Genomic DNA, 26,675 nt, shown 5'->3' with positions numbered 1-26,675 from the left:
AAGGAAATATCAATATCTGATTTAGTTATTAAGGTTTTTTAACAATTAATACATTAGTTTTAGCCACTTGGGACACTTTTTGGCTTACACTGCCGAGAATTGCTCTAGAGAATCTTCCCATACCTCGAGAACCGATAACTATCAAGTCAAAATCGCCTTCCTCTGAAAAATTGACTATTTCTTCAGCGACATCGCCTGTTTTGTAGAGTGTGTTTATGTCTTTTCCTAGATCCTCAAAGAATTTTTCTGCAAATTTTAGAAGCTCTTTTGCATACTCTATGTCTTTCTGAACTGCATTGTACCTGTACTCCATATCAAGGTATTTTATACTGTCCACAACTGTAATCACAGTGATGGAGCTATCAAATGCAATTGCAAGATCTTTTGCTTTTTGCATGGCAAGTTGAGAACACTTCGAGCCATCAATTGGCACCAATATTTTGTTCATAATAACACCCTCCTTTTGTAATAGTTATACCCAGTATAATAAAAAGATAGCAAAGAAGTATAATATTCTCTGAATTGTATGACAAATAATTGTCAATGATAACCATTACATTCAATATTGCAAACATTTAGAAAAATTTTCTTTATTTTATTGACATAATGCTATATAATTTTGTTAGATTAATAACAAAAGGGGGAAATTTTGATGAGTAGGCTTAGTATTATTACAAAAGACAAAGCTCAAGCCACTGTCGAAGAGATGTATAAAGATCTCGAAAGACGTATTATAGCTTCACCTCCTGGCTTGTGTCCAATTGACTTAACATTGTCCTTTGTCAAGATGGCTCATGCCCAGACTTGTGGAAAATGCGTACCATGCAGAGTTGGATTGGGGCAGCTGGAAGCATTGCTAGGAGATGTTCTCGATGGAAGAGCTACACTTAATACAATTGATTTAATTGAAAAGACAGCAAGGAGCATTTATTTATCTGCTGACTGTGCAATTGGGTATGAGGCTGCAAATATGGTATTAAAGGGTATAGAAGGTTTTAGAGATGATTTTGAAGAACATATATTAAGGGATAGATGCAATTTTGGCATATATCAATCAGTGCCTTGCGTATCTTTATGCCCTGCAGGGGTAGATATACCTGGTTACATAGCGCTAATATCAGAAGGAAGATATGATGATGCAATAAAATTAATCAAAAAAGACAATCCGATGCCTGCCACATGTGCATACGTTTGCGAACATCCTTGTGAAACCAGGTGCAGGAGAAATATGATTGATAGCTCAATAAATATCAGAGGATTAAAGAGATTTGCTGTTGACAATGCAAGTGAGGTTGAAAATCCTGAAAGGATGCCTTTAACCGGCAAAAGGGTTGCTGTAATAGGCGCGGGACCTAGTGGACTAACATGTGCGTATTTCTTATCTATGATGGGACATCAGGTTGATATCTACGAGAGAAGGAATAAACTCGGCGGCATGCTAAGATATGGGATTCCAAGCTATAGATTGCCAAGGGAGATATTGGACAAAGAGATAGATACATTGCTTTCGTATGATGTAAATGTATTTACCAATGTCACTATAGGCAAAGATATTTCAGTGGTCGATTTAAAAGACAAGTACGACAGCGTATATATAGCAATCGGCGCTCAAATCCACAAGAGCATGGGTATAGAAGGGGAGGATGCAAAGGGAGTATATTCAGCTGTTGATATATTAAAGGACATTGGAGATGGAATATATCCTGATTTTAAAGACAAAAAAGTTGCTATAATTGGCGGTGGCAATGTTGCGATTGATGTCGCAAGATCTGCTATTAGATTAGGTGCTAAAAATGCAAATATAATTTATAGAAGAAGAAAAGATGATATGCCTGCGCTCAAAGAAGAGGTTGAAGCAGCGATTGCTGAAGGATGCGAAGTATATGAACTTTCGAACCCTATAAAGATAGAAGCAAATGAAGATGGAGAAGTAAAGGCGTTAATAGTACAGCCACAGATTGTTGGAAAGATGGAAAACGGAAGGCCAAAGACTCAAGATGCTAAAGAGAGACCTATAGAGATTGAATGCGATGTCGTTGTCATAGCTATAGGGCAAGGTATTGAATCTAAAGACTTTGAAAAAGATGGGATACCTGTAAGACGAGGCGTAATAGATGCACTTAGTTCAGCTGGTGTAAAGGACATACCTGGAGTATTTGCGGGAGGGGACTGCATATCAGGGCCTGCTACAGTTATTCAAGCTATTGCCGCTGGGAAAGTTGCTGCTGCAAATATAGACAACTACTTAGGATATCATCATGTGATTGAATCAGATGTTAATATTCCTCAACCTAGATTAGCAGATAGAGTTCCTTGTGGGAGAGTTAACATGAAAGAAAGACCTGTTGAAGATAGAATAGACGACTTCTTATTGGCTGAATGTCCAATGAGTTTAGAAGAGGCAAATCAAGAGTCAAAGAGATGCTTAAGATGCGACCACTTCGGATTTGGAGTATTTAAAGGAGGGAGGACTGAAAAGTGGTAAACTTAACTATAAACAATAAAAAAGTCACTGTCCCAGAGGGAACTACAATTCTTAAAGCCGCAGAACTGAATCATATTAAGATACCAAATTTATGTTATCTAGAAGGATTAAATGAAATCGGTGCATGTAGAGTATGCGTTGTAGAAATAGAAGGAATAAATAGACTTATACCTGCTTGCAACAATGTAGTAGAAGAAGGAATGGAAATTCACACTAATAGTCCAAAGGTAAGAGAAGTTAGAAGGACAAATGTTGAACTCATTCTTTCTCAACACGATGCTAGATGTGCTACTTGCGTAAGAAGCGGGAATTGCAGTTTACAAGAAATAGCTAATGATTTGGGAATATTGGATATACCTTATGAGTTGCAATTGCCTCATGCAAAATGGACTGAAGGATTTCCTTTAGTCAGAAATTATGAGAAATGTATAAAGTGCATGAGATGTATTGAAGTATGTGATAAGATACAAGGCTTAAACATTTGGGATATTGCAAATACTGGTTCGAGGACAAGAGTTGATGTATCTAAAAATAGGAGAATAGAAGAAGCTGACTGCGCCCTTTGCGGGCAATGCATCACCCACTGCCCGGTAGGAGCATTGAGGGAAAGAGACGATACAGAAAAAGTTTTTGAAGCGTTGTCTGATGAAGAAAAAATCACAGTGGTCCAGATTGCTCCTGCAGTAAGAGCCGCATGGGGAGAGTCCCTTGGACTTAAAAGAGAAGAGGCTACAGTGAATAGACTAGCCAGCGCTCTTAAAATGATGGGATTCGACTATGTATTCGACACAAACTTTGCTGCAGATTTGACTATAATGGAAGAAGGCAGTGAGTTTGTTGAAAAACTAAAAAACAGGGAAAATGAAAAATTCCCTATGTTCACCTCTTGCTGTCCTGGTTGGGTTAGGTTTATGAAGACTCAATATCCAGATATGGTTGATCAATTATCTTCTGCAAAATCGCCACAACAGATGTTTGGAGCTATTGCAAAGAGCTACTATGCCGAGATATTGGATGTCGACCCATCAAAGATATTTGTTGTATCCATAATGCCTTGCACAGCCAAGAAGTATGAAGCGGGAGTGAGCGTCTTAAACGACGCAGGCGCTGGGCAGGATGTAGATGTTGTTTTAACTACAAGAGAAGTGGATAGAATGATAAGGTCTGAACACATCGATGTGAGATTCTTAGAAGAGATTGAATTAGACAAACCTCTTGGAATAAGCACTGGTGCTGCAGTCATCTTTGGAGCAACAGGCGGAGTTATGGAAGCAGCTCTTAGAAGTGCATATTATTTAGTTGAAGGCAAAAATCCAGACCCTGATGCTTTTAAAGACGTCAGAGGAAATAGAGAGGGATGGAAAGAAGCAAAATTTACTATAGATGGAATAGAATTAAAAGTTGCAGTTGCTAGTGGACTGGGCAATACTAGAAGGCTTATTGAAGCTATCAGAAATGGCAAAGTTTCCTATGATTTTGTAGAAATCATGGCATGTCCAGGTGGTTGTGCTGGAGGCGGAGGCCAACCTATTTGGGACGGTAAGGAACTAGCTGAAGAAAGGGCAGAAGTTTTATACGGACTAGATAAAATAAATGATTTGAGATTTTCACATGAAAATCCCGCTGTGATAGAATGCTATGAAAAATATTTGCAAAAACCATTATCTCATACATCACATAAATTACTGCACACCAATCAAGAAGAATGGGAACTAAATCTTTTAAAAGACAATAAATAATAAAAATGGCATATCCACTGATATGCCATTTTTATTATTTAACTACTAAAACCGATCTATCTGCATGTGTGACTACTTTATGTGAGACACCGCCAAGGACTGCTCTTGAGAAAGCTCCTAAACCTCTAGTACCAATTACTATTAAATCGACATCTTCCTCATCAGCTACATTTATTATCTCATCTGGCACATCTCCAAACTTGTACATCGTTTTTACGCCAAATTGATAATCTTTGAGTTCATTTTCTACACTTTGCAGTAATTCTTTAGCATTTTGTTCTAAAATTCTAATGAGCTCGTCTTTATATTCAATGCTGAAAAATCTTCCATTGTCAATTACAGTCAGAATTATTAATTGTGCGTGATACAATTCGCCAAGTTCTCTAGCTCTTTTTAGAGCTCTTTTTGAGTTTTCTGATCCGTCGATAGGTACTAAGATTCTTTTCATTGCAACCTCCCCTTTTCTCAAGATATTATATAAATATCTGTATTAACATAATACCCAAATTTATAAAATTAAATAACATTTAGTAATTTTTTCTAATGCTTTTTATATATGGTTTGTGGTATTATAATAATTAATCAAAAAATACAAAGGAGTGATTAAATGCCTACACCTCATAACAGTGCAAAAAAAGGTGACATTGCTGAAACTGTTTTGCTTCCAGGAGATCCTCTTAGAGCAAAATTTATTGCTGATAATTTCTTAGAAAATCCTATACAATTTAATACAGTAAGAAATATGTTTGGATATACTGGAACTTACAAGGGAAAGAAAATTTCTGTAATGGGAACAGGTATGGGAATTCCGTCAATTGGAATATACTCATATGAACTAATACACTTTTATGGTGTAAAAAATTTAATAAGGATTGGTTCCTGCGGAGCAATACAAGACGATTTGAATTTATATGATGTAATCATAGGAATGGGAGCTTGTACAAACTCAAACTACGCACATCAATACAATCTTCCTGGAACATATTCAGCCATAGCGTCTTTTGAGCTGTTAGAAAAGGCAGTAAATATTGCTAAGGAGAAGAATATACCAGTTAGAGTAGGAAACATTCTATCAAGCGATACTTTCTATTCTGCAGATGAAACTGAAGTGGAAAGATGGCAAAGAATGAATATACTAGGCATTGAAATGGAAGCTTATGCACTCTACTGCAATGCAAACTTCGCAAAAGTAAATGCACTTACAATTTTGACTGTGAGCGATTCGATAGTAAAAAAAGAGGAAACCACAGCAGAAGAAAGAGAAAAAAGCTTCACAAAAATGATGGAAATAGCTTTAGAATTAGCTTAAACAGAGGATGCTACGCATCCTCTTAATTTTGTAGATGGAGGTAAGAACAATGAAAAAGACAAATGTATTGATAGACTGCGATCCGGGACATGATGATGTAATGGCTATACTTTTGGCTTTAGCAAATAGAGATAGATTAAATATACTAGGTGTAAGCACTGTCGCAGGCAATCAAACTTTAGACAAAGTTACATTAAATTTAAGAAAGCTCTATACATATCTTGGTATAAAGACGCCCATAGCAGTTGGTTCGGATCGTCCTATTATAAGAGAGCTGAAAACAGGGGATTTTGTGCATGGGGAAAGTGGTCTTGACGGTTTTGATTTTCCTAACCCAACAGTGGAAGTTGATTCAACAAATGCATTGCTCTTCATGAGAGACGCGCTGTTAAATTGCGATGAAAAGAGTGTTTTGATTGCGACGGGACCTTTGACAAATATAGGCTTGTTGCTGAGAGCTTTTCCTGAAGTAAAAGAAAAAATTGATTACATTTCTTTAATGGGAGGTTCCATATATAAAGGAAATGTAACTCCGTTTGCTGAATACAACATATACGCTGATCCAGAAGCAGCCCATATAGTGTTTAACAGTGGCATCCCAATAGTAATGAGTGGATTGGACGTGACTCATAAGGCATATATAACCAACGAAGATATAATGGAGTTGGAGAGATTCAATGGCAAAGTGACAGGAATGTGCGCTAAATTATTAAAATTTTTTACTAAGTTCCATACAAGCGAAGGATATAAGAACTTCCCACTGCATGATGTGTGTGCTGTGATGTATGTTTTGAATAAAGATATCTTTACAGGTCAAAATTTATTGGTTCAAATAGATACTTCAGACACATTGCACAGAGGAAGGACAGCGGCTGATTTAAGGGAATGGATAACCCATGATACTACAAATACTTTAGCGCTTTTGGATGTCGACAGGGATAAATTCATAGAGATTTTATTTGATGCATTTAAAAAATTAGATGCAGAACTCGCATAAACCTTGAATTTAAAGCTTTTATATCGGGATTTACTAAAATTATACCTATTCATAAATTTATGAATGATAAGAGTATGCTATTTATACAGTGGAAATAAAAACAGATTATTTCCACTTTGGTACTTTCCCACAAACTTTATCTATTTCAATGAAACAAATGAAAAAACATTAATAATTATCCTCTTGTTAAAGTTGTCTTTGAGTGCTATATTATACATATAGTATACAAATACAAACAATATACAATATATAGTATATAGTATATGATGATATTGAGGATAGAGGAGGATTTTGAATGGTTAGGGTCGAGAAGAGGAATGGCAAGATAGTTGATTTTGAAGGCGAAAAGATTGAAATAGCTGTAAAAAAAGCTATGGAGGAAACCGAAAAGGGCATAGACGAAGCTCTGGCAAAGGAGATCAGCCAAAAGGCATATGAAACTTTCAAAGACTTGGATGTGGTAAATATTGAACAAATACAAGACTTTGTAGAAGTTGAGCTTATGAAATCAAGACCAGAGGTTGCTAGGAAGTATATAATTTACCGTGAAGAAAGGGCAAAGCTAAGAGAACAAGGTTGGAGCATGTCTGATCTTCAAAGAGATATATACGAAAAAAAATACAGATATGATGCTGAATCCTTTGAAGATTTTCTTGAAAGAGTAAGCGGTGGAAACGGCCCTATAAAAAAAGCAATCAAAGACAAAAAATTCATGCCAGCTGGGAGAATTTTAGCAGGTAGAGGCTTGAACAAATTAGGCAGAAAAGTAACTTTGAGCAATTGCTATGTAATGCCAAAAGTCGAGGACAATATTGAATCTATATTTGACACTGCAAAATACATGGCTAAGACATATTCTTACGGTGGCGGAGTTGGACTTAGCATATCAAAACTAAGACCAAAAGGTGCTAAAGTCAACAATGCTGCCAGCACAACTACTGGGGCAGTTAGCTTTATGGATCTGTTCTCAATGGTAACCGGCCTTATTGGTATGAGAGGCAGACGTGGAGCTCTTATGCTTAATATGGATATAAACCATCCTGACATTGAAGATTTTATAGATGTTAAAAATGACTTATCCAAAGTGACTTACGCGAATATTTCAGTAAATATCACAGATGAATTCATGAAAGCTGTGAAAGAGGATAAGGATTTTAAATTGTATTTTAAAGTGGATGCGACGGGCGAAGAGATAGAGAAAATAGTGAGAGCTAGGGATATATTTAGAAAAATTGCATATAACAATTGGAACATGGCAGAGCCGGGGGTTTTATTTGTAGATAGAATTAATTCATGGCATTTATTGAGCGAAGATGATGAATTTGAATTTGCTGGTGTAAACCCTTGCGCAGAAGAAACATTACCAGCTTTTGGAAGCTGCAACCTATCTTCTATAAATTTGAGTGAGTTTGTAAAACACCCATTTACTAAGTATGCAAGATTTGAATTTGAGAGATTTGGCGAAATGGTAAGAAATGGAGTAATCTATCTCAATGAAGTATTAGATGAGAACATGAACTTGCATGCTCTCAAAGAACAAAGGGAAATGTCTAAAGCGTATAGACAAATAGGATTGGGAATAATGGGGCTTGCCGACATGTTTATAAAGATGGGTATAAGATACGGCAGCAGCGAATCTATATCACTCATTCACCAAATAGGTAGGATAATGATAAATGAAGCGCTAAGACAATCGGCTCTGCTTGCTTCTAAATATGGACCTTATCCAAAATATAGAAGAGACGCGGTGTTAGCTTCGCCATTTTTAATTTCCAATGCTGATGACGATGTACTAGAACTCATTAAAGAACATGGTTTAAGAAATAGCCAACTTTTAACTATACCTCCAACTGGAAGCATATCTACTCTTATAGGCTGCAGCAATGGTGTAGAGCCGATATTTCAGGTAGCGTATACAAGAAAATCTGAATCGCTTCACTCTGAAGACACTTATTACAAAGTATTCACACCAATTGTCAAGGAATATATGGATAAAAACAATATTTCCTATGAGGAGGAATTGCCAGATTTCATAGTTACTACATCCAATTTGAATTACAGAGAGAGGATTGAAGTACAAGCTGCATGGCAGCAATACATTGATGCAAGCATTTCTTCCACTGTAAATGTTCCAAATGAATTTAGTGTTGAAGAAGTTGAAGATCTGTATATGTATGCTTGGGAAAGAGGACTTAAGGGAGCAACTATATACAGAGATGGTTGCGCAAGAAGCGGAATTTTGATAACAGATAAAAAGAAAAAGACAAATTTGGAAAAGATAGATGAATTAAAAGAAGAGATAAATAAATTAGCTGAAGAAGAACTAAAGAAAGACCCTGACACATGTCCAATGTGCGGTGGGAAAATGAACCACTCTGGTGGTTGTGAAGAATGTCAAGACTGTGGATATAGCCCTTGTGCTGTATGATAAATAATTAAGTTAAAATAGCCTCTGTCGAATAAAAAGACAGAGGTTGTTTTTTTCAGACTATTGAGGGACTACAAGAGCAGATATTTAAAAATTGGAGAAATAGATCCAAATGCAAAGATTTTCTATGAAGAGGATTAATAAAAAATAGAGGGAAACCTCTATTTTTTTATACAACTATTTTTTATATATGATATAATTTATAAAAACATTTATGGGAGAATCATATGAGTTTTAAAAAGTTGATGATATTTGCAGGGTTTATGTGGGCATTGATGAATTTTCATCATCCAGTAAATCCAGCTTTTTTTGAGGAATTAGATTTGCCAAGCCATGTGTTTGGTACATCGTATGCGATGATGGTGTTTTTTTCGTTTTTATCATCTCCATTTTGGGGAGCGATAGGAGATAAATACAGCAGGAAGAAGACTTTAGTAGTCTCTACTTTTTTTTATGGACTAGCGCAATTCCTATATGGATTTTCAAATAATCTTTGGCAAATACTGGCACTCAGAGCTATGGCAGGGTGGTTTACCGGTGGAATGGTTGTTGGACTTATGGCAATGATAGTAGAGATAGATAGTTCTGATAATCTATCAAAGAATATGGCGACATATTCAGCAGTACTTAGTATTTTTACTTCGATTGGTTTTTTGATTGGTGGACTTTTAGGGTATCTTCCTATTAGATATGTTTTTTATATACAAGGTTTAGGAATGATTTTAGTCAGCATATCTTTTATGATTTTCACAGAAGATATCCCTAAAAAGAGTTTACTAGATGGAGCAAACGTAAGTTATAAATTGGTAGATACGAAAAAAATTAAAAGCATAAAATCACCTTGGACGATCATTTTTTTGATTGTAACATTTCTGATTTTTTTAGCTTTTTCTTCGACCAACAATGCCTTCAACTACTATTTGAGAGACGAACTTAAGTTTATGCCAATTATAAATGGAGTTTTTAAAGCTTTGACAGGGATATTGGGACTGGTCAGCAACTTAACTATAAACGTGTATTTGATAAAACATTTTGATTTAAAGAAGGCTCTTAGATATTCGATTTTTATTTCAACAGTCATTTCAATGCTCATATATATAGAAAGCAACAATATAATATTTTTACTGTCAAGCTTGATTTACTTTACTTTAAATACAATTCAATTACCTATATTGCAGAGCTTTGCAGTTGAGAAAAATAAAGACAATCCCGGTCTATTATCAGGGATATTCAATGCTTCAAAATCTTTAGGAGAAATGCTTGGAGCGCTAGTTGCAGGTTTTATTTATGCTATTAACAACAGATTTCCATTTTTAGTATCTATATTCGCATTGGGTTTGTCTTATATAATTTTAGCAGGATATATGGCATATCAAAAAAGGCTAGGGGAGATTTAAATGTGTGGAAGATATTCTCTTGACAAAGATATGGAAGATTTGATTATAAGGTATAAAGCTGTGAACAAAGCAGGTGAGTATAGCCCTAAAAGCGAAATATTTCCCGCTGAAAAAGCTTTAGCTGTTTTGGAATTTAATGAAAGGGAGATAAGAGGTCTAAAATGGGGATTTCCAACTAATTTTTCAAAAAGACCTCTGATCAATGCAAGAAGTGAAACGATAGATAAAAAAGACACATTCAAAGATGCTTTTTTTAACAGAAGGTGTATAATACCAGTAGATAGTTATTATGAATGGCAAGAGGTGAATGGAAAGAAAATCAAAAGAAGAATTAGCCTAGGGGACACCTCTATATTTTCATTAGCTGGTATATACAATATTTACACTTTAGGCCAAGAAAAATACCTGTCATTTGTAATTATAACTACAGCTTCAAATGAGAAAATTGCAAATATACACGATAGAATGCCTTCAATTTTAGAGAAAGAAGCAGAGGATATTTGGCTTAACCCAAAAGAGGAAAATATAAATATATTAAAGGATATTTTAAAATCTTTCAATGGTGATTTTATAGTAAGTTAGGGGTGAGTAAATGTTAAACAACAAATTAATATCTCGTATTTTAGTGGTGATTTTAGCTTTGGCTATGATACTACCTATATTTATAAATGCACTTATGTATTAAGTGCATTTATAATTTATTTGGGTATATAATACATATTCATAGGGGGTGGGTTATAAATGGTTAAAGAATATAGGCTGAATCCTGAAGACTTAAAGAGCAATTGTTCTTTAGATAAGTTTGATTTTATAACTACAAAAGACTTAGAACCTCTAAGAGGGATAATAGGTCAAGAAAGAGGAACAAAAGCTCTACAATTTGGTCTTATGATGGAGAAAAAAGGTTACAACATATATGTTTCTGGCATGAGTGGAACTGGAAGGAGCAGCTTTGCATACTCTATTGCAGAAGAGTTTGCGAACAAAAGACCTGTCCCAAAGGATTGGGTTTATGTGTTTAATTTCTCAAATCCAGATAGTCCTCAAGCTCTGTCATTTGAAGCAGGCATGGGCAAAGAATTTAAAAAAGATTTAGAGGGAGCAGTTAATGATTTAAGAAAAGAGATTCCTGAAAAATTTCAAGGCATTGAATATGAAACTAGAATGAATGATATTTTCAAAGTTATAAACCAAAAGAAAGCGGATATTGTCAAAAAATTAAATGAGAAGTCAATGAAATATGGCTTTGTGTATACGCCAAGCGAAACAGGACTAGTCTCTATTCCTGTTAGAAATGGAAGGCCAATGAGTGAAGAAGAATATGCGAACCTTTCCATTGAAGAGAGAGAAAAGTTGATAACCTCTTATGAGGAGCTAAGAAGTGCCACAGTTGAAGAGTTTGATGCTTTAAGATTGTTAGATGAAGAATTAGAAAAAAGCCTTATACAGCTTGATAAGACTTTAGCTAGTGAAGTGGTTACTTTTCAAATCAATAAATTGATAAATAAATACGATGGTTCTGATAAAACTAAAAATTTCTTTGAAAGACTTGAAGCAGATATCATGGAGAACATCAATAGATTTAAAAAGAAACTCACGCCCATGAATTATGGATTTCCATTTTATGAAAACATGGAGGAAAGTTTTTTCACAAGATACACAGTCAATTTGTTTGTCGATAATTCTGATTTAGAGCATGCACCTATCATAAATGAGACAAACCCAGTGTATATAAATCTAATGGGAAATGTAGAATACAAGAGCTTAATGGGAGTTTTGACGACGGATTTCACTCAAATAAAGCCTGGCTCATTACACCAAGCAAATGGCGGATATATTATTTTTCAGATGAGAGAGATATTAAACAATCCTATATCTTGGGAAATGCTAAAGAGAGCATTAAAGACTGAGGAAATAAATATTGAAAACTACAATAGACTTATTGGGCTTGCGATCACAGATTCATTAAAGCCTGAGCCAATACCGCTAGATGTCAAAGTCATAATAATTGGAGATATATACACATATGATTTACTGTACACATATGATGATGATTTTAGGAAATTATTTAAAGTAATGGCTGATTTTGACGTGGAAATGAACAAGGATTCACAAAACTTAGCAAACATGGGATACTTTATTGCAAATCAGTGTAAGACAAATGGGCTTAGACATTTAGATAAAAAAGCAGTAGAGAGAATTATTGAATATAGTTCAAGAATTGCTGAGCATAAAGATAAATTAAGCACAAATTTTAATCAAATAATTGAAATCCTATATGAAGCTGATTTTTGGGCAAATGAAGAAAAAGCTGATTTAGTAAATGAGAGCCATGTATTACGTGCCATTGATGAGAAAATCTCCAGAGTAAATAAATATGAAGAAAAGATAAACGAGATGTTTAAAGAAGGCACTTTAATACTTGACATAGACGGAGTGAGAGTTGGAGAAATAAATGGACTTGCTGTAATTGGCACAGGTGAATATTCTTTTGGAAAGCCAAATAAGATAACCGCAACTGTTTACAGTGGAAGAGATGGGATACTAAATATAGAGAGAGAGACAAAACAAAGTGGGCCAATCCACACTAAAGGAGTATTGACATTAAACGGTTATATTGGTGAGAGATATGCTAAAGAAAAACCTCTTGGAGTTACCATAGGTCTAGGTTTTGAACAAAGCTATTCCTATATAGAAGGAGACAGTGCTTCCTGTGCTGAGCTTTACGCTATTCTTTCAGCTTTATCAGGGTATCCTATAAAACAGTCCATTGCCATAACCGGGTCTATGAATCAAAAAGGCAGGGTACAGCCAATTGGGGGAGTTAACGAAAAAATTGAAGGGTTTTTTAGATTGTGCAAAGAAATAGGTTTTACAGGGGAACAAGGCGTTATAATTCCAAAGAGCAATGTGAAAAATTTAATTTTGAAAGATGAAGTTGTAGAAAAAGTGAGAGAAGGGAAATTTAATATTTACGCTATCGAAGATGTAAAAGATGGTGTAAAGATAATGTTTGATAAAACAATGGAAGAATTAGATGAAGCAATTTTTGCAAATTTAAAAAAGATAAATGAAGACAAGAATAAAGAAGAAAAATAATATAAAGTGGAGATTAATCTCCACTTTATAAATCTACTTTCAATATCTCGGATAATTTTAAAGGACTTCCTTTTGCTCTGATGTTCAAAGCGTTGTAAATCATGACAGCCATGTCGCCTCTTGTCAAATTGTCTTTATAAGATAAGCCGCTGACACCTTCCATTAGCCCGATTTTTTTAGCTATATCAGGTATTGAATCACTTAATTTAGCTTCTTCAGTATAGCCTAATGCTCTCAACAACACGGTTTGAAATTGTATTACAGTAACGGCATCATCAAATCCAAATTTATTATTTCCTACACCTTCTATGAGTTTTTTATTTACTGCCCAGCTTATATAGCTGTGATAAAATGAATTATCTTGAGTAAAATCATCAAATTTATTTACTACAGGATATGACTTAGCGGTATTTTCTTCTTTGTGAAGTCTGCTAATTATTACAACCATATCTTGCCTTTTCAAATTGTCATCTAAATTTAAATTTCCGTTTCCATCACCAGTTAATATCCCAAGCTTATTTAATTGTTCAGCTATCTTTACATTGTCTGCGTATCCAACATTAAATGGTATGTACAAAAATAAAGAAAATACTATAAACAATGCCACTAATTTTTTCATATTACCCCTTCCTTTTATCTAATTATACTATAAATTTACTTGTTTTATATTAAATTAATATTACAGTTAATTAAGACTTGTCTTATCCATTAAAAAAGCATATTATCTTTAATAGAATATTTGATGAGGAGGTTTTTATGAATACGAAATATATATTTGTAACAGGAGGAGTTGTTTCTTCACTTGGAAAGGGCATAACAGCAGCTAGTCTAGGGCAATTGTTAAAAAGCAGAGGATTAAAAGTGACAATTCAGAAATTTGACCCTTATATAAATGTAGACCCTGGGACTATGAGCCCATATCAACATGGAGAGGTTTTTGTAACAGAAGATGGCGCAGAAACAGATCTTGATCTAGGACATTACGAGAGGTTTATTGATGAAAACTTAACTAAAAATAGCAGTGTCACAACGGGAAAGGTTTATTGGTCAGTATTAAATAAAGAGAGAAATGGAGAATACGGCGGCAGAACTGTCCAAGTAATACCACATATAACTAATGAAATAAAAGAAAGAATAATCAGAGCATCAAAAGATAGAGATGTAGATGTTGTTATTACAGAAGTTGGTGGCACAGTAGGTGACATTGAGTCATTGCCATTTTTAGAAGCTATAAGACAAATCAAATACGATGTAGGAAAAGAAAATGTCATGTATATTCATGTAACATTGGTTCCCTACTTAAGCAAAGCTGGCGAATTAAAGACTAAACCAACACAACACAGCGTGAAAGAACTTAGAAGTATTGGAATTCAGCCAGATGCACTTATTTGCAGAACTGAAAAACCGCTAGGAGAAGAACTTAAAGCAAAGATAGCACTTTTTTGTGATTTAGATAAAGATGAAGTAATTGAAAATGGTGATGTTCAGAGTATTTATGAAATCCCTCAAATGCTAGAAAACCAAGGGCTAGGAGAATTGGTGGTTAAACACCTCAATCTAGATTGTCAAAAACTAGATTTAACTGAGTGGAACAAAGTCGTAGAGAGAGTTAAAAGCTTAAATAAACTAGTAAAAATTGCATTAGTTGGGAAATATGTGGAACTTAAAGATGCATATCTTTCTGTAATAGAAGCTCTAAACCATGGTGGTATTTACAATGACGCAGAAGTTTTCATTGACATGATATCTTCCGAAGAGATAAATGATAAAAACGTTGACGCTATATTAGGCGGATATGATGGAATAATTGTTCCTGGTGGTTTTGGAGACAGAGGTATAGAGGGGATGATAAATTCTATAAGATACGCAAGGGAAAATAAAGTGCCTTATTTTGGCATATGCTTAGGTATGCAGCTTGCGACGATAGAATTTGCGAGAAACGTATTGGGATTAGAGAATGCAAATAGTACAGAGATTGATAAAGATACTAAATACCCAATCATAGATCTAATGCCTGATCAAAAAGACATTGATAAAATAGGCGGCACTTTGCGATTGGGTGTGTATCCTTGTAGATTGATGGAAAACACAAAAGCGAGAGATATATACAATGAAGAAATAATATATGAAAGACACAGACATAGATATGAATTCAACAATGAATTTAGAAAACCAATGCAAGATGAGGGAATGGTTTTTTCAGGACTTTCTCCAGACGGCAGATTAGTAGAAATGGTAGAAATTGCTGATCACCCATGGTTTATCGGCTCTCAATTTCATCCAGAATTTAAATCAAGGCCAACTAGAAGTCACCCTTTGTTTAAAGACTTTATTAGGGCGAGTTTAGAGTATAGAGAAAAAAATAAGTCGGATCATTAGATCCGACTTATTCAGTTCTAATAGCATCTATTGCAGATATATTCATAGCTCTTCTTGCTGGGTAATATCCGGATATAACACCAATCAGTGCTGAAAAAGCAAGACTTGCGAATACTAACCATATCGGTATGATTGAAATTTTGCTATTCATGCCTGTACCCATAAAGTTTCCAAAATTTCCTCCGAATTTATTTATTAGGAAAGACAATAAATAGCTTACTCCTATTCCGAGTATCCCTCCTAATAAACCAATCATGGCTGATTCAAACAAAAACAATCTTTTTATGTCATTTATTGAGGCTCCAATTACTTTCATTATCCCTATTTCTTTTGTCCTTTCATATATGCTCATTACCATTGTGTTGGTTATTCCAATTGCAGCAACTAATAGCGATATAGCTCCAATGCCACCTAATGCGAGCTGTATAGACCTTGCAGTTTGCTTCATGGAATCCAATTGCTCATTTAAACTGTATGCTTCGTATCCTAGCGCTTTTATTTGGTCTTGAACATCTTTGACATTGTCCATATCGTCAACTTTAACAGTTATATTTTGATATTCATCTTTGCTTTTGTTAGCACTGGGCTTTGCATTTTCAGCCTTTTCTTTTTCTTTAATCATCTTTTTTACATCAGCCATTGGCATGTAAACTGCGTAACTGTACTCGTAATTGTCCTCGGTCAATATTCCTGCGACTTTGATTTTATATGACTTGTAATTGACTGTTTCCTGATTAGGGTCAGACCATCCATAATTAGGGTTTAATGTGATGACTAATTTGTCTTTCATTAAATCCACTTTCGGTTCTCTCCAAACTCTCGCTTTGGGATCGTAAAAGCTCATTGCAACTTGGCCTCCAAGGACTGCTGTCATTTCATCAGATTCCTCTAGTAACCTGCCATCAGCTATTTTAAACCCAAAGTCTTCCATTATGCTCGGATCAATTCCTCGAATTGGAAGATTTGAAATGTATTTGCCATCTATCACTGTTCCATATGTTTCAACAATAGGGTTCACAGCGACAACATGAGATATCGATTTAAAGCTTGTGACTGCCTCATCGTTTAGATACACTTGAGTATTTCCCGTAGTTGGCATGCTTGGATCTGACCATTTCGGATATACATTTATAGTGGTTAAGCTTCCCCATTGGGATAATTGATCTTCAAAAGCTTGGCTTAATCCAAAGCCAATGCTTAGCATTACAATGATAGATGAAGCACCTATTATTACTCCTAGAACAGTAAGAAATGTCCTTAATTTCCTTCTCCACAGGTTTTTAATTCCCATATAAATGAGATCTATGCTATTCATTTATTTCTATATCCTCTATTTCTTTTTTGGATTTTCTTTTCTTATGGACAATCACTCCGATTACAATTAGAGCTGCAGCACCCAGTCCAATCCAAACCCACTTATTTATTCCGCCATTGTTATTTTCGATAGGTGGCTCTTCGGGAAACTCTGGTTGAGGTGCCATCTCCATGACATTAAGAGTAAATTCCTTTCTCATCTCTTGCATTTGACCTGTGGAGTCTTCAAATGAAAAGACTAATGCTCCTTTTAATTCACCAGCTTGGTTTGGTATTACATAACCTTCAAAGTATTCGCTACTTCCTGATTCAAAATTTCCGACAAAATATTGGCCATTTTCTGTTTGAAAATCTCCTTCGAGCTTTACCATCATATTGTACAATGTGACCTTGCCTGTGTTGAAAAATTCGACAGATATTGGTGTTGATTGACCCACATAAGCTTCAGGTACATATCCCAATTCCCCTATTTCAAGCTTTGACTCTTGTACAACAGGGACGCCAATCAATTCAGTTGCTGTGTATTCATTTCCATTTGCATCTTCGTATTCAAAATTCGCTGTCAACGTATAAGTCTTTGCCTGTGCATCTGGGACGGTGTACATGACAATGTTCTTTTGGATTTTACCTTTAGGACCTATGCTATCGATATAAAATGTATTTGAACTATCGACAGGAGTAAATACACTTCCGCCAGAAGATTGAGTGTTCGGATTTGTAACAGTATCTGCAGTCAAGAATATTTTTATATTTTTGACTGTCTTTGTGCTATTTGTATTGAAGAATGACAAACTCATTGTAAAATTTTGACCAGCTTTTGCTAATTTAGGCTCAAAGCTGTATTTATCTATGATCAATTTAGGCTTTCCCTTTGGAGTATCATCTTCGCCTGGTTTGCTTGCAACATATGCATTCAATCCTACATATTGTTCAAATGTATATTTTTCTGCTCCGCTGTACATATCTTGATATTCTACAGTTATCTTTATTGGATAATTTCTAGTTATTGCATCTTGTGTCGGAGAGAATAAAAATCTAATATTTTTGCTTTCTCCAGATTTTAAACTATCTATTTTTATTATTGAAGTGCTTTTAGGAACTACTTGAGGATCTTGGCTTTCTGCTTTTATTATTATATTTGACGCCGATATTGGACCTGAATTCAATAGATTAAAGCTGACTTGGAAATTGTCATTAGGCGTTATTTGCTTAGTGTCAAATACCATGTCTTTTATAACTACATTTGAGGATTGCGTAGAGGACTGGCTTATAGTCACATAAACTTTTTGAGTTTCCTCTATTCCATTGTATTTAAAAGTTATCTCCAATTCATAAGTTCCACTTGCTACTGTAGATGCTGCTTTTAAGTTATAAGTGATATATCCATTGCCATTAGCTTTTATGCTTTTGATAAATCCTGCATCAGAGCCTGACTCTAAAAATATAGTATCTTTGCTTAGCCCCGACAATTTTGTGGAAATATTTGTTATGTCTGCATCTCCAATATTTTGGAAGAATATGCTCGCTTGAAAGCTTTGCCCTTTTGCTATGAATTGTGGATTTGTAGTAAGTTTTGTAACTAAGATTTTTGGTTGAACCGCTGCACTGCTTATCTTTACATACACAGTTATATCTCTGCTGTCGCTTCCATACTCTTCAATAGTACCATTATCTGTAGATATTCTTGTTACATAATCATATTGAAAATTCAATTTTAAAGGGTATATTCCCGCTGCTGTATTTGGTAGAACGTTTAATTTCAATTCAAAAGGTTGATAAGGGTTTGATATAGCAATACTTTCAGTTATATTGCTTGGCAAAAAAGGTGTGCCTTTTCCAAGTTCAGGTGTACAAACAATATTAAATACTGAGCTTGCATTTTCAAGCTGGAGTTTTATAGTATTCACTTTTCCTGCTTGCAGTTCAGGCATATCTTGATTTTTTATCGTGATGTTTGGCTCTGGAAAGGTTGCTGATGCATATGATAAATCAGAAAGTGGAATTAAAATAAAAATTAAGACAAGTGTTAAGCTGATTATTCTTTTCAATTGACAACATCTCCTTTAAGTGGTAGTTCTTCTACCTTCTCGATTTTTCCGTCTCTCATGTGAAATATTCTGTTTGCATAGCTTGAGATCTCGTCATCATGAGTGACTATAATTAAAGTCTGATTTAACTCCTTTGCCATGGAGGTCACTAAATCCATGATCTCAAAGGAGGTCTTAGTATCTAAGTTTCCCGTGGGTTCATCTGCAAAGACGATCTTTGGGTTTCCTACGAAAGCCCTGGCAATGCTCACTCTTTGCTGCTGACCTCCACTCATTTCAGATGGTTTGTGATGTAACCTTTTACCTAATCCAACATCTTTTAACATTTCTGTTGCCTTTTTTTCTCGAACTTTTCTCGGGACTCCTCTAAAGGTAAGGACTAAGCTTACATTTTCTAATGCGGTAAGAGTTGGTATAAGATTGTAGGATTGGAACACAAATCCAATGTTTTTCTGTCTAAATTTAGTCAATTGTTTTTCGTTCATTTTTTCTAAATGCATATTATTGACAATTATTTCACCCTTTGTTGGTTTTTCAAGCCCTGCCATCATATTTAACAACGTACTTTTTCCAGAACCTGAAGCGCCAATTATACAGACAATTTCTTTCCTATAAATCTCGAGATTAACATCATTTAAGGCAATTATCTTTTCATCGCCCATTTTATATACTTTTCTTAAGTTTTTGGTTATTATTATTTCATCCAGAATAAAACACCTCCTGATCTTTTAATTAGTTTATCATACTTAGAGCTGTAAGTAGTTACAAAATGTTTACGAAAATTCTAAATATCAGTAAATTTTATTCATCTAGAAGAAACGTTTTCTATATGTTATAATTAAGACAAAGATCAAATAATAGGAGGAATTATTATGGAAAAAGCTATGATAAGAATGAGAATGAGCGCACATGACGCACACTATGGCGGGAATTTAGTCGATGGAGCAAGAATGCTAGGCCTCTTTGGAGATGTAGCTACTGAACTACTAATAAGACAAGATGGCGATGAAGGATTATTTGTGGCATACGATAAAGTAGAATTCAAAGCTCCTGTGTTCGCAGGGGATTATATAGAAGCATACGGAGAGATAGTAAGTGTTGGAAACACTTCAAGAAAGATGAAATTTGAAGCTAGAAAAGTAATTCAAGCTAGACCTGACATAAATGATTCGGCATGCGATGTATTGGAAGAGCCTATTGTTGTATGCATAGCAGAAGGAACTTGCGTTGTGCCAAAAGATAAAAAAAGAAAATAAGAGGTGATTATAATGGATAAACTTATAATAACTGCTGCAATTTGTGGAGCTGAAGTAACAAAGGAAAACAATCCAAGTGTTCCTTACACAGTAGAGGAAATAGCCAGAGAAGCAGAAAGTGCATACAAAGCTGGAGCAAGCATCATTCACCTACATGTCAGAGAAGATGATGGCACTCCAACTCAAAGAAAAGAAAGATTTAAGGAATGCATGGACGCAATAAGAGCAAAATGCCCTGATGTAATTATACAACCATCTACTGGTGGCGCAGTTGGCATGACTGATGAAGAAAGGCTTCAACCAACTGAATTGTATCCTGAAATGGCAACTCTTGACTGTGGAACATTGAACTTCGGCGGAGACGAAATATTTGTAAACACTGAAAATACAATAAAGAATTTTGCCAGAATCATGAATGAAAGAAATATAAAACCTGAAATTGAAGTTTTTGACAAAGGAATGGTAGATTATGCCATAAAATACAATAAACAAGGTTTTATAAAGGCGCCAATGCATTTTGATTTTGTTTTGGGTGTTCAAATGACAGCAACAGCAAGAGACTTAGCATTCCTTGTCGATTCAATACCAGAAGGATCTACTTGGACAGTTGCAGGCATTGGCAAGAATCAATTCCCTATGGCAGCATTAGCTATCGTAATGGGTGGACATGTAAGAGTAGGGTTTGAAGACAATATTTATATTTCAAAGGGAGTATTGGCAAAATCCAATGGAGAATTAGTGGAAAAAGTAGTAAGACTTGCTAAAGAATTAGGAAGAGAAATTGCTACTCCAAATGAAGCTAGAGAAATATTAGGTTTAAAACCATTAAACGCTTAAACATTTTAAATAGATGTGATATAATTGATACTAAGAATTCTTAGTATCAATTATCTTTTCTATAGGCTTGTATATACGGCACTCTATTTTTTCACATTTTTTCCTTTTTATATGCAGGTCGTTTTGAATTAAATTGCTCTATTAATATCCATTGAAAGGAGAATAATTATGAAGCTATTTATTGACACAGCAAACATTGATGAGATTAAAGAAGTCAATAGTTGGGGAGTGCTAAGCGGTGTAACGACCAATCCGAGTTTGATTGCGAAGGAAGGAAGGGTTTTTGAGGAAGTTGTTGAAGAAATAACTAAGATTGTAGATGGACCAATAAGCGCGGAGGTAATTTCACTAGAAGCGGAAGGCATGGTAGAAGAGGCAAGGAAGCTTTCGAAAATCCACAAGAATATCACAATTAAAGTACCAATGACTAAAGAGGGATTGAAAGCAGTAAGTGTTTTATCAAAAGAGGGCATAAAGACTAATGTAACCCTTGTATTTACTCCTAATCAAGCTCTTTTGGCTGCAAAAGCTGGAGCTAGTTTCGTAAGCCCATTTATCGGAAGGCTTGACGACATAAGTACAGAAGGAATACCACTTATCAAAGATATAGTTCAAATATTTAACAACTATTCAATTCAAACGGAGGTAATTGCTGCAAGCATAAGGCATCCGATGCATGTAATAGAATCAGCTAAAGCTGGAGCACATATTGCTACGATACCTTATAAAGTATTCTTGCAAATGTTAAACCATCCTTTGACTGATAGTGGTATTGAAAGGTTCTTAAAGGACTGGGAAGGAGTTAAAACTAAATAAGGGGGAGAAAAATGGATAGAAGTCTTGCAATTAATTTAGCCAGAGTAACTGAGGCTGCTGCACTTTCAAGTGCAAAACTCATGGGTAGAGGAGATAAAAATGAGGCAGATCAGTTAGCGGTCGATGCGATGAGAAGAATGTTTGACACAATAAACATCGACGGAGTTGTAGTAATAGGAGAAGGGGAAATGGATGAGGCTCCTATGCTATATATCGGTGAGCAAATAGGTCACTCAACTGAAGGCTGCATGAAGGTAGATATTGCAGTCGATCCACTGGACGGCACACAATCTGTGGCAAATGGGTATCCGAATGCTATATCTGTTGTAGCAGTCGCACCAAGAGGGTGTTTACTCAACGCCCCAGACATGTACATGGACAAAATCGCTGTTGGCCCAAAGGCTAAAGGGGTAATTGACATCAAGGCTTCTGTTAAAGAGAACATATTAAATGTCTCGAAAGCTCTCAACAAAGATGTTTCAGAGGTCACTGTTTGTGTCCTTGATAGAGAAAGACACAAAAATTTAGTTAAAGAGATAAGAGAAGCTGGAGCTAGAATAAAATTCATAACTGATGGTGATGTCTTGGGTGCTATGAACACTTGCTTTGAGGAGGCCAATGTAGATATTCTATTGGGCAGCGGTGGGGCTCCAGAAGGAGTATTAGCGGCATGCGCACTCAAATGCTTAGGAGGAGAAATTCAAGGCGTGTTGCTTCCAGAAGATGAAGCACAAATAGAAAGATGTAAAAAAATGGGTGTAGATTTAGATAAAGTCTACACGACAGATGATTTAGTAAAAGGAAACGAAGTCGCATTTTCTGCAACTGGAGTTACTTATGGTGAGCTCTTAGCAGGAGTTAAATATTTAGACAACAATAAAGCGACTACTGAAACTTTAGTATTAAGAGCAGAAACAGGTACTGTTAGATTTATAAAGTCGATACATCAACTCGATAAAAAACCTGGATATGCAAAATAATAGTTAAGAGGTGTGATCTTGGATCAGGATATTTTATACAGTAAGAAATTACAAGAATTAAGAGAAATTGCAAAAGCATACAATATACCAGGCTACTATAAATACAAGAAAGATGAACTCATAAATTTAATAATGGGAAAAGAACCTTATGAAGATTCTAACGAGGACTTGGATATATATGAAGAAATTGATGCTGGAATATTAGAAAATGAAGAAGACAAAGAGGATATCAAAATTGACATTAAAGACATGGATATAGAAGACTTATCTGAAAATGCCAGCGTTGAAATGGAGCAATTAGAAGATATTGACTTAGCAGAAGGAATATTAGAACTTCACACAGATGGATATGGTTTTTTAAGGCGTCAAAACTATATGCCGGGAGATGATGATATATACATCTCCCCTTCCCAAATAAGAAGATTTCATCTTCAGACAGGAGATAAAATAACAGGGATAACCAGACCTCCTAAGCAGGGAGAAAAATTTAGCGCTTTACTATATGTAAAAGCGGTTAATGACATGCCCCCCGCTACAGCAATCAATCGACCTGACTTTGAAAGCTTAACCCCAATTTACCCAAATGAGAGATTAAGACTTGAAACGAGCCCTACAGAATACGCTACACGAATAATAGACTTGGTAGCCCCAATTGGAAAAGGTCAAAGAGGAATGATAGTATCCCCTCCTAAAGCTGGTAAGACAACTCTCTTAAAGATGATAGCAAATGGGATTGCAAAAAATCATCCTGAAGTGGAGATGATAATTTTGCTAATCGATGAAAGACCTGAAGAAGTTACCGACATGAAAAGATCTGTAAAAGGAGAAGTTGTCTACTCCACTTTTGATGAACTCCCTAAAAACCACACAAGAGTAGCTGAAATGGTTTTGGAAAGAGCAAAGAGATTAGTAGAGCATGGGAAAGACGTCGTGATACTTTTAGATAGCATAACAAGACTTGCAAGAGCTTATAATTTAAGTATTCCTCCTACTGGCAGGACTCTATCTGGAGGACTTGATCCAGGAGCACTTCACAAACCTAAGAGATTTTTCGGTGCAGCTAGAAATTTAGAAGAAGGTGGGAGTCTTACTATTCTCGCTACCGCTTTAGTTGAGACAGGCAGCAGAATGGACGATGTTATCTTTGAAGAATTCAAAGGCACAGGAAATATGGAAATTCACTTGGATAGAAAGTTATCAGAAAAGAGAATATTCCCTGCAATTGACATATATAAATCAGGTACTAGAAAAGAAGAGCTTTTAATGAGCCAGAAAGAGTTAGAAACAGTGTGGGCTATGAGAAAAGCTTTTGGAAATGCATCTACTCAGGAAGTAACTGAGTTTTTAATAAATAAAATAGTATCAACAAAGACCAATGAAGAATTTATTGAAGAAATGAGAAATAAAATTTGGTTATAGTTGAAATATATAAAAATTTGTGATACAATAATTGAGCTGATGTTTAGAGTTAAACGTACGAAACTCTTCGAAGAGAGGTGAAAAGAATGAAACCAAATATTCATCCAGAATACAAACAAGCGACAGTTACTTGCGCTTGTGGAAATACTTTTACAACAGGCTCAACTAAAGAAGAGCTAAGAGTAGAAATTTGTTCAGAATGCCACCCATTCTTTACAGGCAAACAAAAGCTTGTAGAAAGAGGTGGACGTGTAGAGAAATTTAAGAAGAAATACAATATCGACTAATTTCTCAAAGACTAGGTTAGCTGCGTGTGCATCTAACCTTATTTTTTTAGAGGGGAAGAATAAAATGGCTGAAAATATAAAAGTGATATCTAAACCAATTCATAAGACTTCGATAGGTGGACAAGCCCTGATTGAGGGTATCCTCATGAGAGGCCCTGAAAAAGTTTCAATTGCAGTTAGAAAACCTGATGGAGATATTGACTTAAAAGTAGAGAAATCTTTGCCGCTCAACAAGAAAAATAAAATTGCTTCATTGCCAATAATAAGGGGAATGTTGGGCTTAGTAGATTCACTAAAAGTTGGAATGAGCGCTTTGATGTATTCTGCTGAATTTTTTGATGAGAATCCAAATGATACAAAAGTAGAAGAAAAAGAGAGCCTTTTCAATAGAATATTCAAAGAAAAGTCAGATGATGTCGCAATGGGATTGACAGTATTTTTGTCTATTGCTATTGCTGTCGTTGTCTTTATGATTCTTCCGAACTTTTTGACGAACTTCTTCACTAAGAGAGTAGAAAGTTCAGTTTTATTAAATCTAATCGAAGGTTTGATAAGGATTTTCATTTTCTTCATATATGTGGTCTGGGTTTCAAAGCTGGAAGATGTAAGAAGAGTCTTTGAGTACCATGGTGCAGAACATAAAAGCATACATGCATACGAAAACGGAGAGGAGCTCACTGTCGAAAATGTTAAGAAATATTCAATATTGCATCCAAGATGCGGAACGAGTTTTCTTTTTATGGTAATGATTGTTAGCATAGTGGTATTGTCATTTTTCGGTTGGCCAAATCCAATCATGAGAATTGTCACGAGGATTATTATGTTGCCAGTGATAGCAGGCATTTCCTACGAGATAAATAGATTTATTGGCAAGAGCAATTCTAAATTTTGCTATTATCTCTCTTATCCTGGATTATTAATACAAAAATACGCGACAGTAAAAGAACCAGACGATTCACAAATTGAAGTTGCCATAAAAGCATTGGAGGCAGTTATTCCTGAGAATAAGGAGGAAGACTTGTGGCAATAAAAGAGTTGCTGAAAAAGGGAACGGAATTGTTAAAACAAAATCCAAACTCAAATCCTCGTTTAGAATCACAAGTCATATTGTCAAAATTATTGAACGTCGACAAATCATTTCTCTATGCTCATGGAGATCTACAAGTAGAAGAAAGTTTGCAAGATGAATATTTTTTATTAATAGATAAGAGGAAAAACGGCTATCCTCTGCAGTATCTGCTAGGAGAAGTGGAGTTCTTCGGCTACAACTTTAAAGTGAGAGAAGGAGTGCTCATTCCTCGTGCTGACACTGAAATATTAGTTTCATATATCATAGATTACATCAATGACAATAATTTAATGAATTATAAACTCTTAGAGATAGGAGTCGGAAGCGGTGCTATAATTCTTTCGATCGCTAAAAATTGTCCAAATGGTGAATTAATTGGAGTGGATATATCAGAAGAAGCTTTGAAAATTGCAAAAGAAAATCAAGATAATTTAAACGTTTCAAATGTTACTTTGCTTAAAAGTGACTTATTCGAAGTTTTTTTAAACAAACCCAACAAAGAGGAATTTGACATAATAGTTTCAAATCCTCCATATATCGATAGAGAGGAAATGAAGGAATTGCAAAAAGAAGTTCAATATGAACCACAAATTGCGTTGTTTGGCGGAGATGACGGACTTGAGTACTATAAGAGCATCTCTGCTGATGCAAGGTATTTTCTTAAAACTGGAGGTTTACTCGCATTTGAGATAGGTTTAAAGCAAGGAGAGAGTGTTAGAAATATACTTGATGATTTAGGTTATAGAGATATCTCAATTATTAAAGATTTAGAAAAAAGAGACAGAGTAGTTGTGGCGCATAAAGATTAGAGGTGGG

At 35.2% G+C, this 26,675-nt stretch carries 23 protein-coding genes; 17 read left to right on the top strand and 6 right to left on the bottom strand.

Annotated features, from left to right (window positions below; all coding sequences use genetic code 11):
* Positions 1-28: 28 nt before the first annotated feature.
* Complete coding sequence (locus BO51_RS01575) at positions 29-448, bottom strand: universal stress protein (protein WP_496483307.1); 420 nt, start codon at positions 446-448, stop codon at positions 29-31.
* Positions 449-652: 204 nt separating this feature from the next.
* Between BO51_RS01575 and BO51_RS01570 the strand changes: the two genes are divergently transcribed.
* Both BO51_RS01570 and BO51_RS01565 read left to right on the top strand, forming a co-directional pair.
* Positions 653-2,485, top strand: a complete 1,833-nt coding sequence (locus tag BO51_RS01570) for an NAD(P)-binding protein (RefSeq protein WP_496483305.1) — start codon at positions 653-655, stop codon at positions 2,483-2,485.
* The gene (locus tag BO51_RS01565; RefSeq protein WP_496483303.1) at positions 2,479-4,224 is read left to right on the top strand and encodes an NADH-dependent [FeFe] hydrogenase, group A6; all 1,746 of its coding nucleotides are present in this window, start codon (positions 2,479-2,481) and stop codon (positions 4,222-4,224) included. The genes BO51_RS01570 and BO51_RS01565 overlap by 7 nt, the downstream gene beginning before the upstream one ends.
* A 34-nt stretch (positions 4,225-4,258) precedes the next feature.
* Here the strand turns inward: BO51_RS01565 and BO51_RS01560 are convergent, their stop codons facing one another.
* Entirely contained in the window at positions 4,259-4,672 is a 414-nt protein-coding gene (locus BO51_RS01560; RefSeq protein WP_496483301.1) for a universal stress protein, read from the bottom strand.
* 159 nt (positions 4,673-4,831) lie between these two features.
* Here BO51_RS01560 and deoD point away from each other — a divergent pair, with 159 nt between their 5' ends.
* From deoD to BO51_RS01530, 6 genes are all read left to right on the top strand, one after another.
* Positions 4,832-5,533: a purine-nucleoside phosphorylase gene (gene deoD, locus BO51_RS01555; RefSeq protein ID WP_496483299.1), complete on the top strand. Its 702-nt coding sequence runs from the start codon at positions 4,832-4,834 to the stop codon at positions 5,531-5,533.
* Between the two features lie 49 nt (positions 5,534-5,582).
* Complete coding sequence (locus BO51_RS01550) at positions 5,583-6,530, top strand: nucleoside hydrolase (RefSeq protein WP_496483297.1); 948 nt, start codon at positions 5,583-5,585, stop codon at positions 6,528-6,530.
* A 295-nt stretch (positions 6,531-6,825) separates the two neighbouring features.
* A complete protein-coding gene (locus BO51_RS01545; protein ID WP_496483295.1) occupies positions 6,826-8,958 on the top strand; it encodes an adenosylcobalamin-dependent ribonucleoside-diphosphate reductase in 2,133 nt (710 codons plus the stop codon).
* 227 nt (positions 8,959-9,185) lie between these two features.
* Positions 9,186-10,355 (top strand): MFS transporter, encoded by a 1,170-nt coding sequence (locus BO51_RS01540; protein ID WP_496483293.1) that lies wholly within the window; start codon positions 9,186-9,188, stop codon positions 10,353-10,355.
* The gene (locus BO51_RS01535; protein WP_496483291.1) at positions 10,356-10,937 is read left to right on the top strand and encodes an SOS response-associated peptidase; all 582 of its coding nucleotides are present in this window, start codon (positions 10,356-10,358) and stop codon (positions 10,935-10,937) included. It begins immediately after the preceding gene.
* Positions 10,938-11,096: 159 nt separating this feature from the next.
* Positions 11,097-13,454 carry a Lon protease family protein gene (locus BO51_RS01530; RefSeq protein ID WP_496483289.1) on the top strand — a complete coding sequence of 786 codons (2,358 nt, stop codon included), beginning with the start codon at positions 11,097-11,099 and terminating at the stop codon, positions 13,452-13,454.
* A gap of 25 nt (positions 13,455-13,479) precedes the next feature.
* Here the strand turns inward: BO51_RS01530 and BO51_RS01525 are convergent, their stop codons facing one another.
* A complete protein-coding gene (locus BO51_RS01525) occupies positions 13,480-14,073 on the bottom strand; it encodes an S-layer homology domain-containing protein (RefSeq protein WP_496483287.1) in 594 nt (197 codons plus the stop codon).
* Between the two features lie 137 nt (positions 14,074-14,210).
* Between BO51_RS01525 and pyrG the strand changes: the two genes are divergently transcribed.
* Complete coding sequence (gene pyrG / locus BO51_RS01520; RefSeq protein ID WP_496483285.1) at positions 14,211-15,833, top strand: CTP synthase; 1,623 nt, start codon at positions 14,211-14,213, stop codon at positions 15,831-15,833.
* 7 nt (positions 15,834-15,840) lie between these two features.
* On the opposite strand, the gene BO51_RS01515 is transcribed toward pyrG, so the two are convergent.
* The 3 genes from BO51_RS01515 to BO51_RS01505 are packed head-to-tail and all read right to left on the bottom strand — an operon-like array spanning position 15,841 to position 19,857.
* Positions 15,841-17,148, bottom strand: a complete 1,308-nt coding sequence (locus tag BO51_RS01515; RefSeq protein WP_496483284.1) for an ABC transporter permease — start codon at positions 17,146-17,148, stop codon at positions 15,841-15,843.
* Positions 17,141-19,195: a COG1361 S-layer family protein gene (locus tag BO51_RS01510; RefSeq protein WP_496483282.1), complete on the bottom strand. Its 2,055-nt coding sequence runs from the start codon at positions 19,193-19,195 to the stop codon at positions 17,141-17,143. The genes BO51_RS01515 and BO51_RS01510 overlap by 8 nt, the downstream gene beginning before the upstream one ends.
* Positions 19,192-19,857, bottom strand: a complete 666-nt coding sequence (locus BO51_RS01505) for an ABC transporter ATP-binding protein (RefSeq protein WP_496483280.1) — start codon at positions 19,855-19,857, stop codon at positions 19,192-19,194. The genes BO51_RS01510 and BO51_RS01505 overlap by 4 nt, the downstream gene beginning before the upstream one ends.
* Before the next feature lie 210 nt (positions 19,858-20,067).
* Here BO51_RS01505 and kal point away from each other — a divergent pair, with 210 nt between their 5' ends.
* The 8 genes from kal (at position 20,068) to prmC (ending at position 26,668) form a co-directional block, all read left to right on the top strand.
* A complete protein-coding gene (gene kal / locus BO51_RS01500) occupies positions 20,068-20,451 on the top strand; it encodes a 3-aminobutyryl-CoA ammonia lyase (protein WP_496483278.1) in 384 nt (127 codons plus the stop codon).
* 12 nt (positions 20,452-20,463) lie between these two features.
* Entirely contained in the window at positions 20,464-21,288 is an 825-nt protein-coding gene (gene kce, locus BO51_RS01495) for a 3-keto-5-aminohexanoate cleavage enzyme (RefSeq protein WP_496483277.1), read from the top strand.
* A gap of 168 nt (positions 21,289-21,456) precedes the next feature.
* Positions 21,457-22,104: a fructose-6-phosphate aldolase gene (fsa, locus tag BO51_RS01490; protein ID WP_496483276.1), complete on the top strand. Its 648-nt coding sequence runs from the start codon at positions 21,457-21,459 to the stop codon at positions 22,102-22,104.
* 11 nt (positions 22,105-22,115) lie between these two features.
* Positions 22,116-23,084 carry a class II fructose-bisphosphatase gene (gene glpX, locus BO51_RS01485; RefSeq protein ID WP_496483274.1) on the top strand — a complete coding sequence of 323 codons (969 nt, stop codon included), beginning with the start codon at positions 22,116-22,118 and terminating at the stop codon, positions 23,082-23,084.
* Positions 23,085-23,102: 18 nt separating this feature from the next.
* The gene (gene rho / locus BO51_RS01480) at positions 23,103-24,503 is read left to right on the top strand and encodes a transcription termination factor Rho (protein ID WP_496483272.1); all 1,401 of its coding nucleotides are present in this window, start codon (positions 23,103-23,105) and stop codon (positions 24,501-24,503) included.
* Positions 24,504-24,589: 86 nt separating this feature from the next.
* Positions 24,590-24,790, top strand: coding sequence for a 50S ribosomal protein L31 (gene rpmE / locus BO51_RS01475; RefSeq protein ID WP_496483270.1), 201 nt, complete (start codon positions 24,590-24,592; stop codon positions 24,788-24,790).
* A gap of 64 nt (positions 24,791-24,854) precedes the next feature.
* Positions 24,855-25,820 (top strand): DUF1385 domain-containing protein, encoded by a 966-nt coding sequence (locus BO51_RS01470; protein ID WP_496483268.1) that lies wholly within the window; start codon positions 24,855-24,857, stop codon positions 25,818-25,820.
* Positions 25,811-26,668 (top strand): peptide chain release factor N(5)-glutamine methyltransferase, encoded by an 858-nt coding sequence (gene prmC, locus BO51_RS01465; RefSeq protein ID WP_496483266.1) that lies wholly within the window; start codon positions 25,811-25,813, stop codon positions 26,666-26,668. Before BO51_RS01470 ends, prmC begins: the two co-directional genes overlap by 10 nt.
* Positions 26,669-26,675 lie beyond the last annotated feature (7 nt).

Source organism: Soehngenia saccharolytica DSM 12858 (genome assembly GCF_059568515.1).
The sequence above is the reverse complement of the archived record's forward strand: the minus strand, read 5'-3'. Positions and strand labels throughout refer to the sequence as shown.

Coding starts and splice junctions, on each gene's coding strand:
- BO51_RS01515 (WP_496483284.1), bottom strand. CDS start 17,148: ATGAATAGCATAGATCTCATTTATATGGGAATTAAAAACCTGTGGAGA.
- BO51_RS01570 (WP_496483305.1), top strand. CDS start 653: ATGAGTAGGCTTAGTATTATTACAAAAGACAAAGCTCAAGCCACTGTC.
- BO51_RS01470 (WP_496483268.1), top strand. CDS start 24,855: ATGGCTGAAAATATAAAAGTGATATCTAAACCAATTCATAAGACTTCG.
- BO51_RS01575 (WP_496483307.1), bottom strand. CDS start 448: ATGAACAAAATATTGGTGCCAATTGATGGCTCGAAGTGTTCTCAACTT.
- BO51_RS01540 (WP_496483293.1), top strand. CDS start 9,186: ATGAGTTTTAAAAAGTTGATGATATTTGCAGGGTTTATGTGGGCATTG.
- pyrG (WP_496483285.1), top strand. CDS start 14,211: ATGAATACGAAATATATATTTGTAACAGGAGGAGTTGTTTCTTCACTT.
- rpmE (WP_496483270.1), top strand. CDS start 24,590: ATGAAACCAAATATTCATCCAGAATACAAACAAGCGACAGTTACTTGC.
- glpX (WP_496483274.1), top strand. CDS start 22,116: ATGGATAGAAGTCTTGCAATTAATTTAGCCAGAGTAACTGAGGCTGCT.
- BO51_RS01560 (WP_496483301.1), bottom strand. CDS start 4,672: ATGAAAAGAATCTTAGTACCTATCGACGGATCAGAAAACTCAAAAAGA.
- BO51_RS01550 (WP_496483297.1), top strand. CDS start 5,583: ATGAAAAAGACAAATGTATTGATAGACTGCGATCCGGGACATGATGAT.
- BO51_RS01505 (WP_496483280.1), bottom strand. CDS start 19,857: ATGGGCGATGAAAAGATAATTGCCTTAAATGATGTTAATCTCGAGATT.
- fsa (WP_496483276.1), top strand. CDS start 21,457: ATGAAGCTATTTATTGACACAGCAAACATTGATGAGATTAAAGAAGTC.
- BO51_RS01545 (WP_496483295.1), top strand. CDS start 6,826: ATGGTTAGGGTCGAGAAGAGGAATGGCAAGATAGTTGATTTTGAAGGC.
- BO51_RS01530 (WP_496483289.1), top strand. CDS start 11,097: ATGGTTAAAGAATATAGGCTGAATCCTGAAGACTTAAAGAGCAATTGT.
- BO51_RS01535 (WP_496483291.1), top strand. CDS start 10,356: ATGTGTGGAAGATATTCTCTTGACAAAGATATGGAAGATTTGATTATA.
- kal (WP_496483278.1), top strand. CDS start 20,068: ATGGAAAAAGCTATGATAAGAATGAGAATGAGCGCACATGACGCACAC.
- deoD (WP_496483299.1), top strand. CDS start 4,832: ATGCCTACACCTCATAACAGTGCAAAAAAAGGTGACATTGCTGAAACT.
- kce (WP_496483277.1), top strand. CDS start 20,464: ATGGATAAACTTATAATAACTGCTGCAATTTGTGGAGCTGAAGTAACA.
- BO51_RS01525 (WP_496483287.1), bottom strand. CDS start 14,073: ATGAAAAAATTAGTGGCATTGTTTATAGTATTTTCTTTATTTTTGTAC.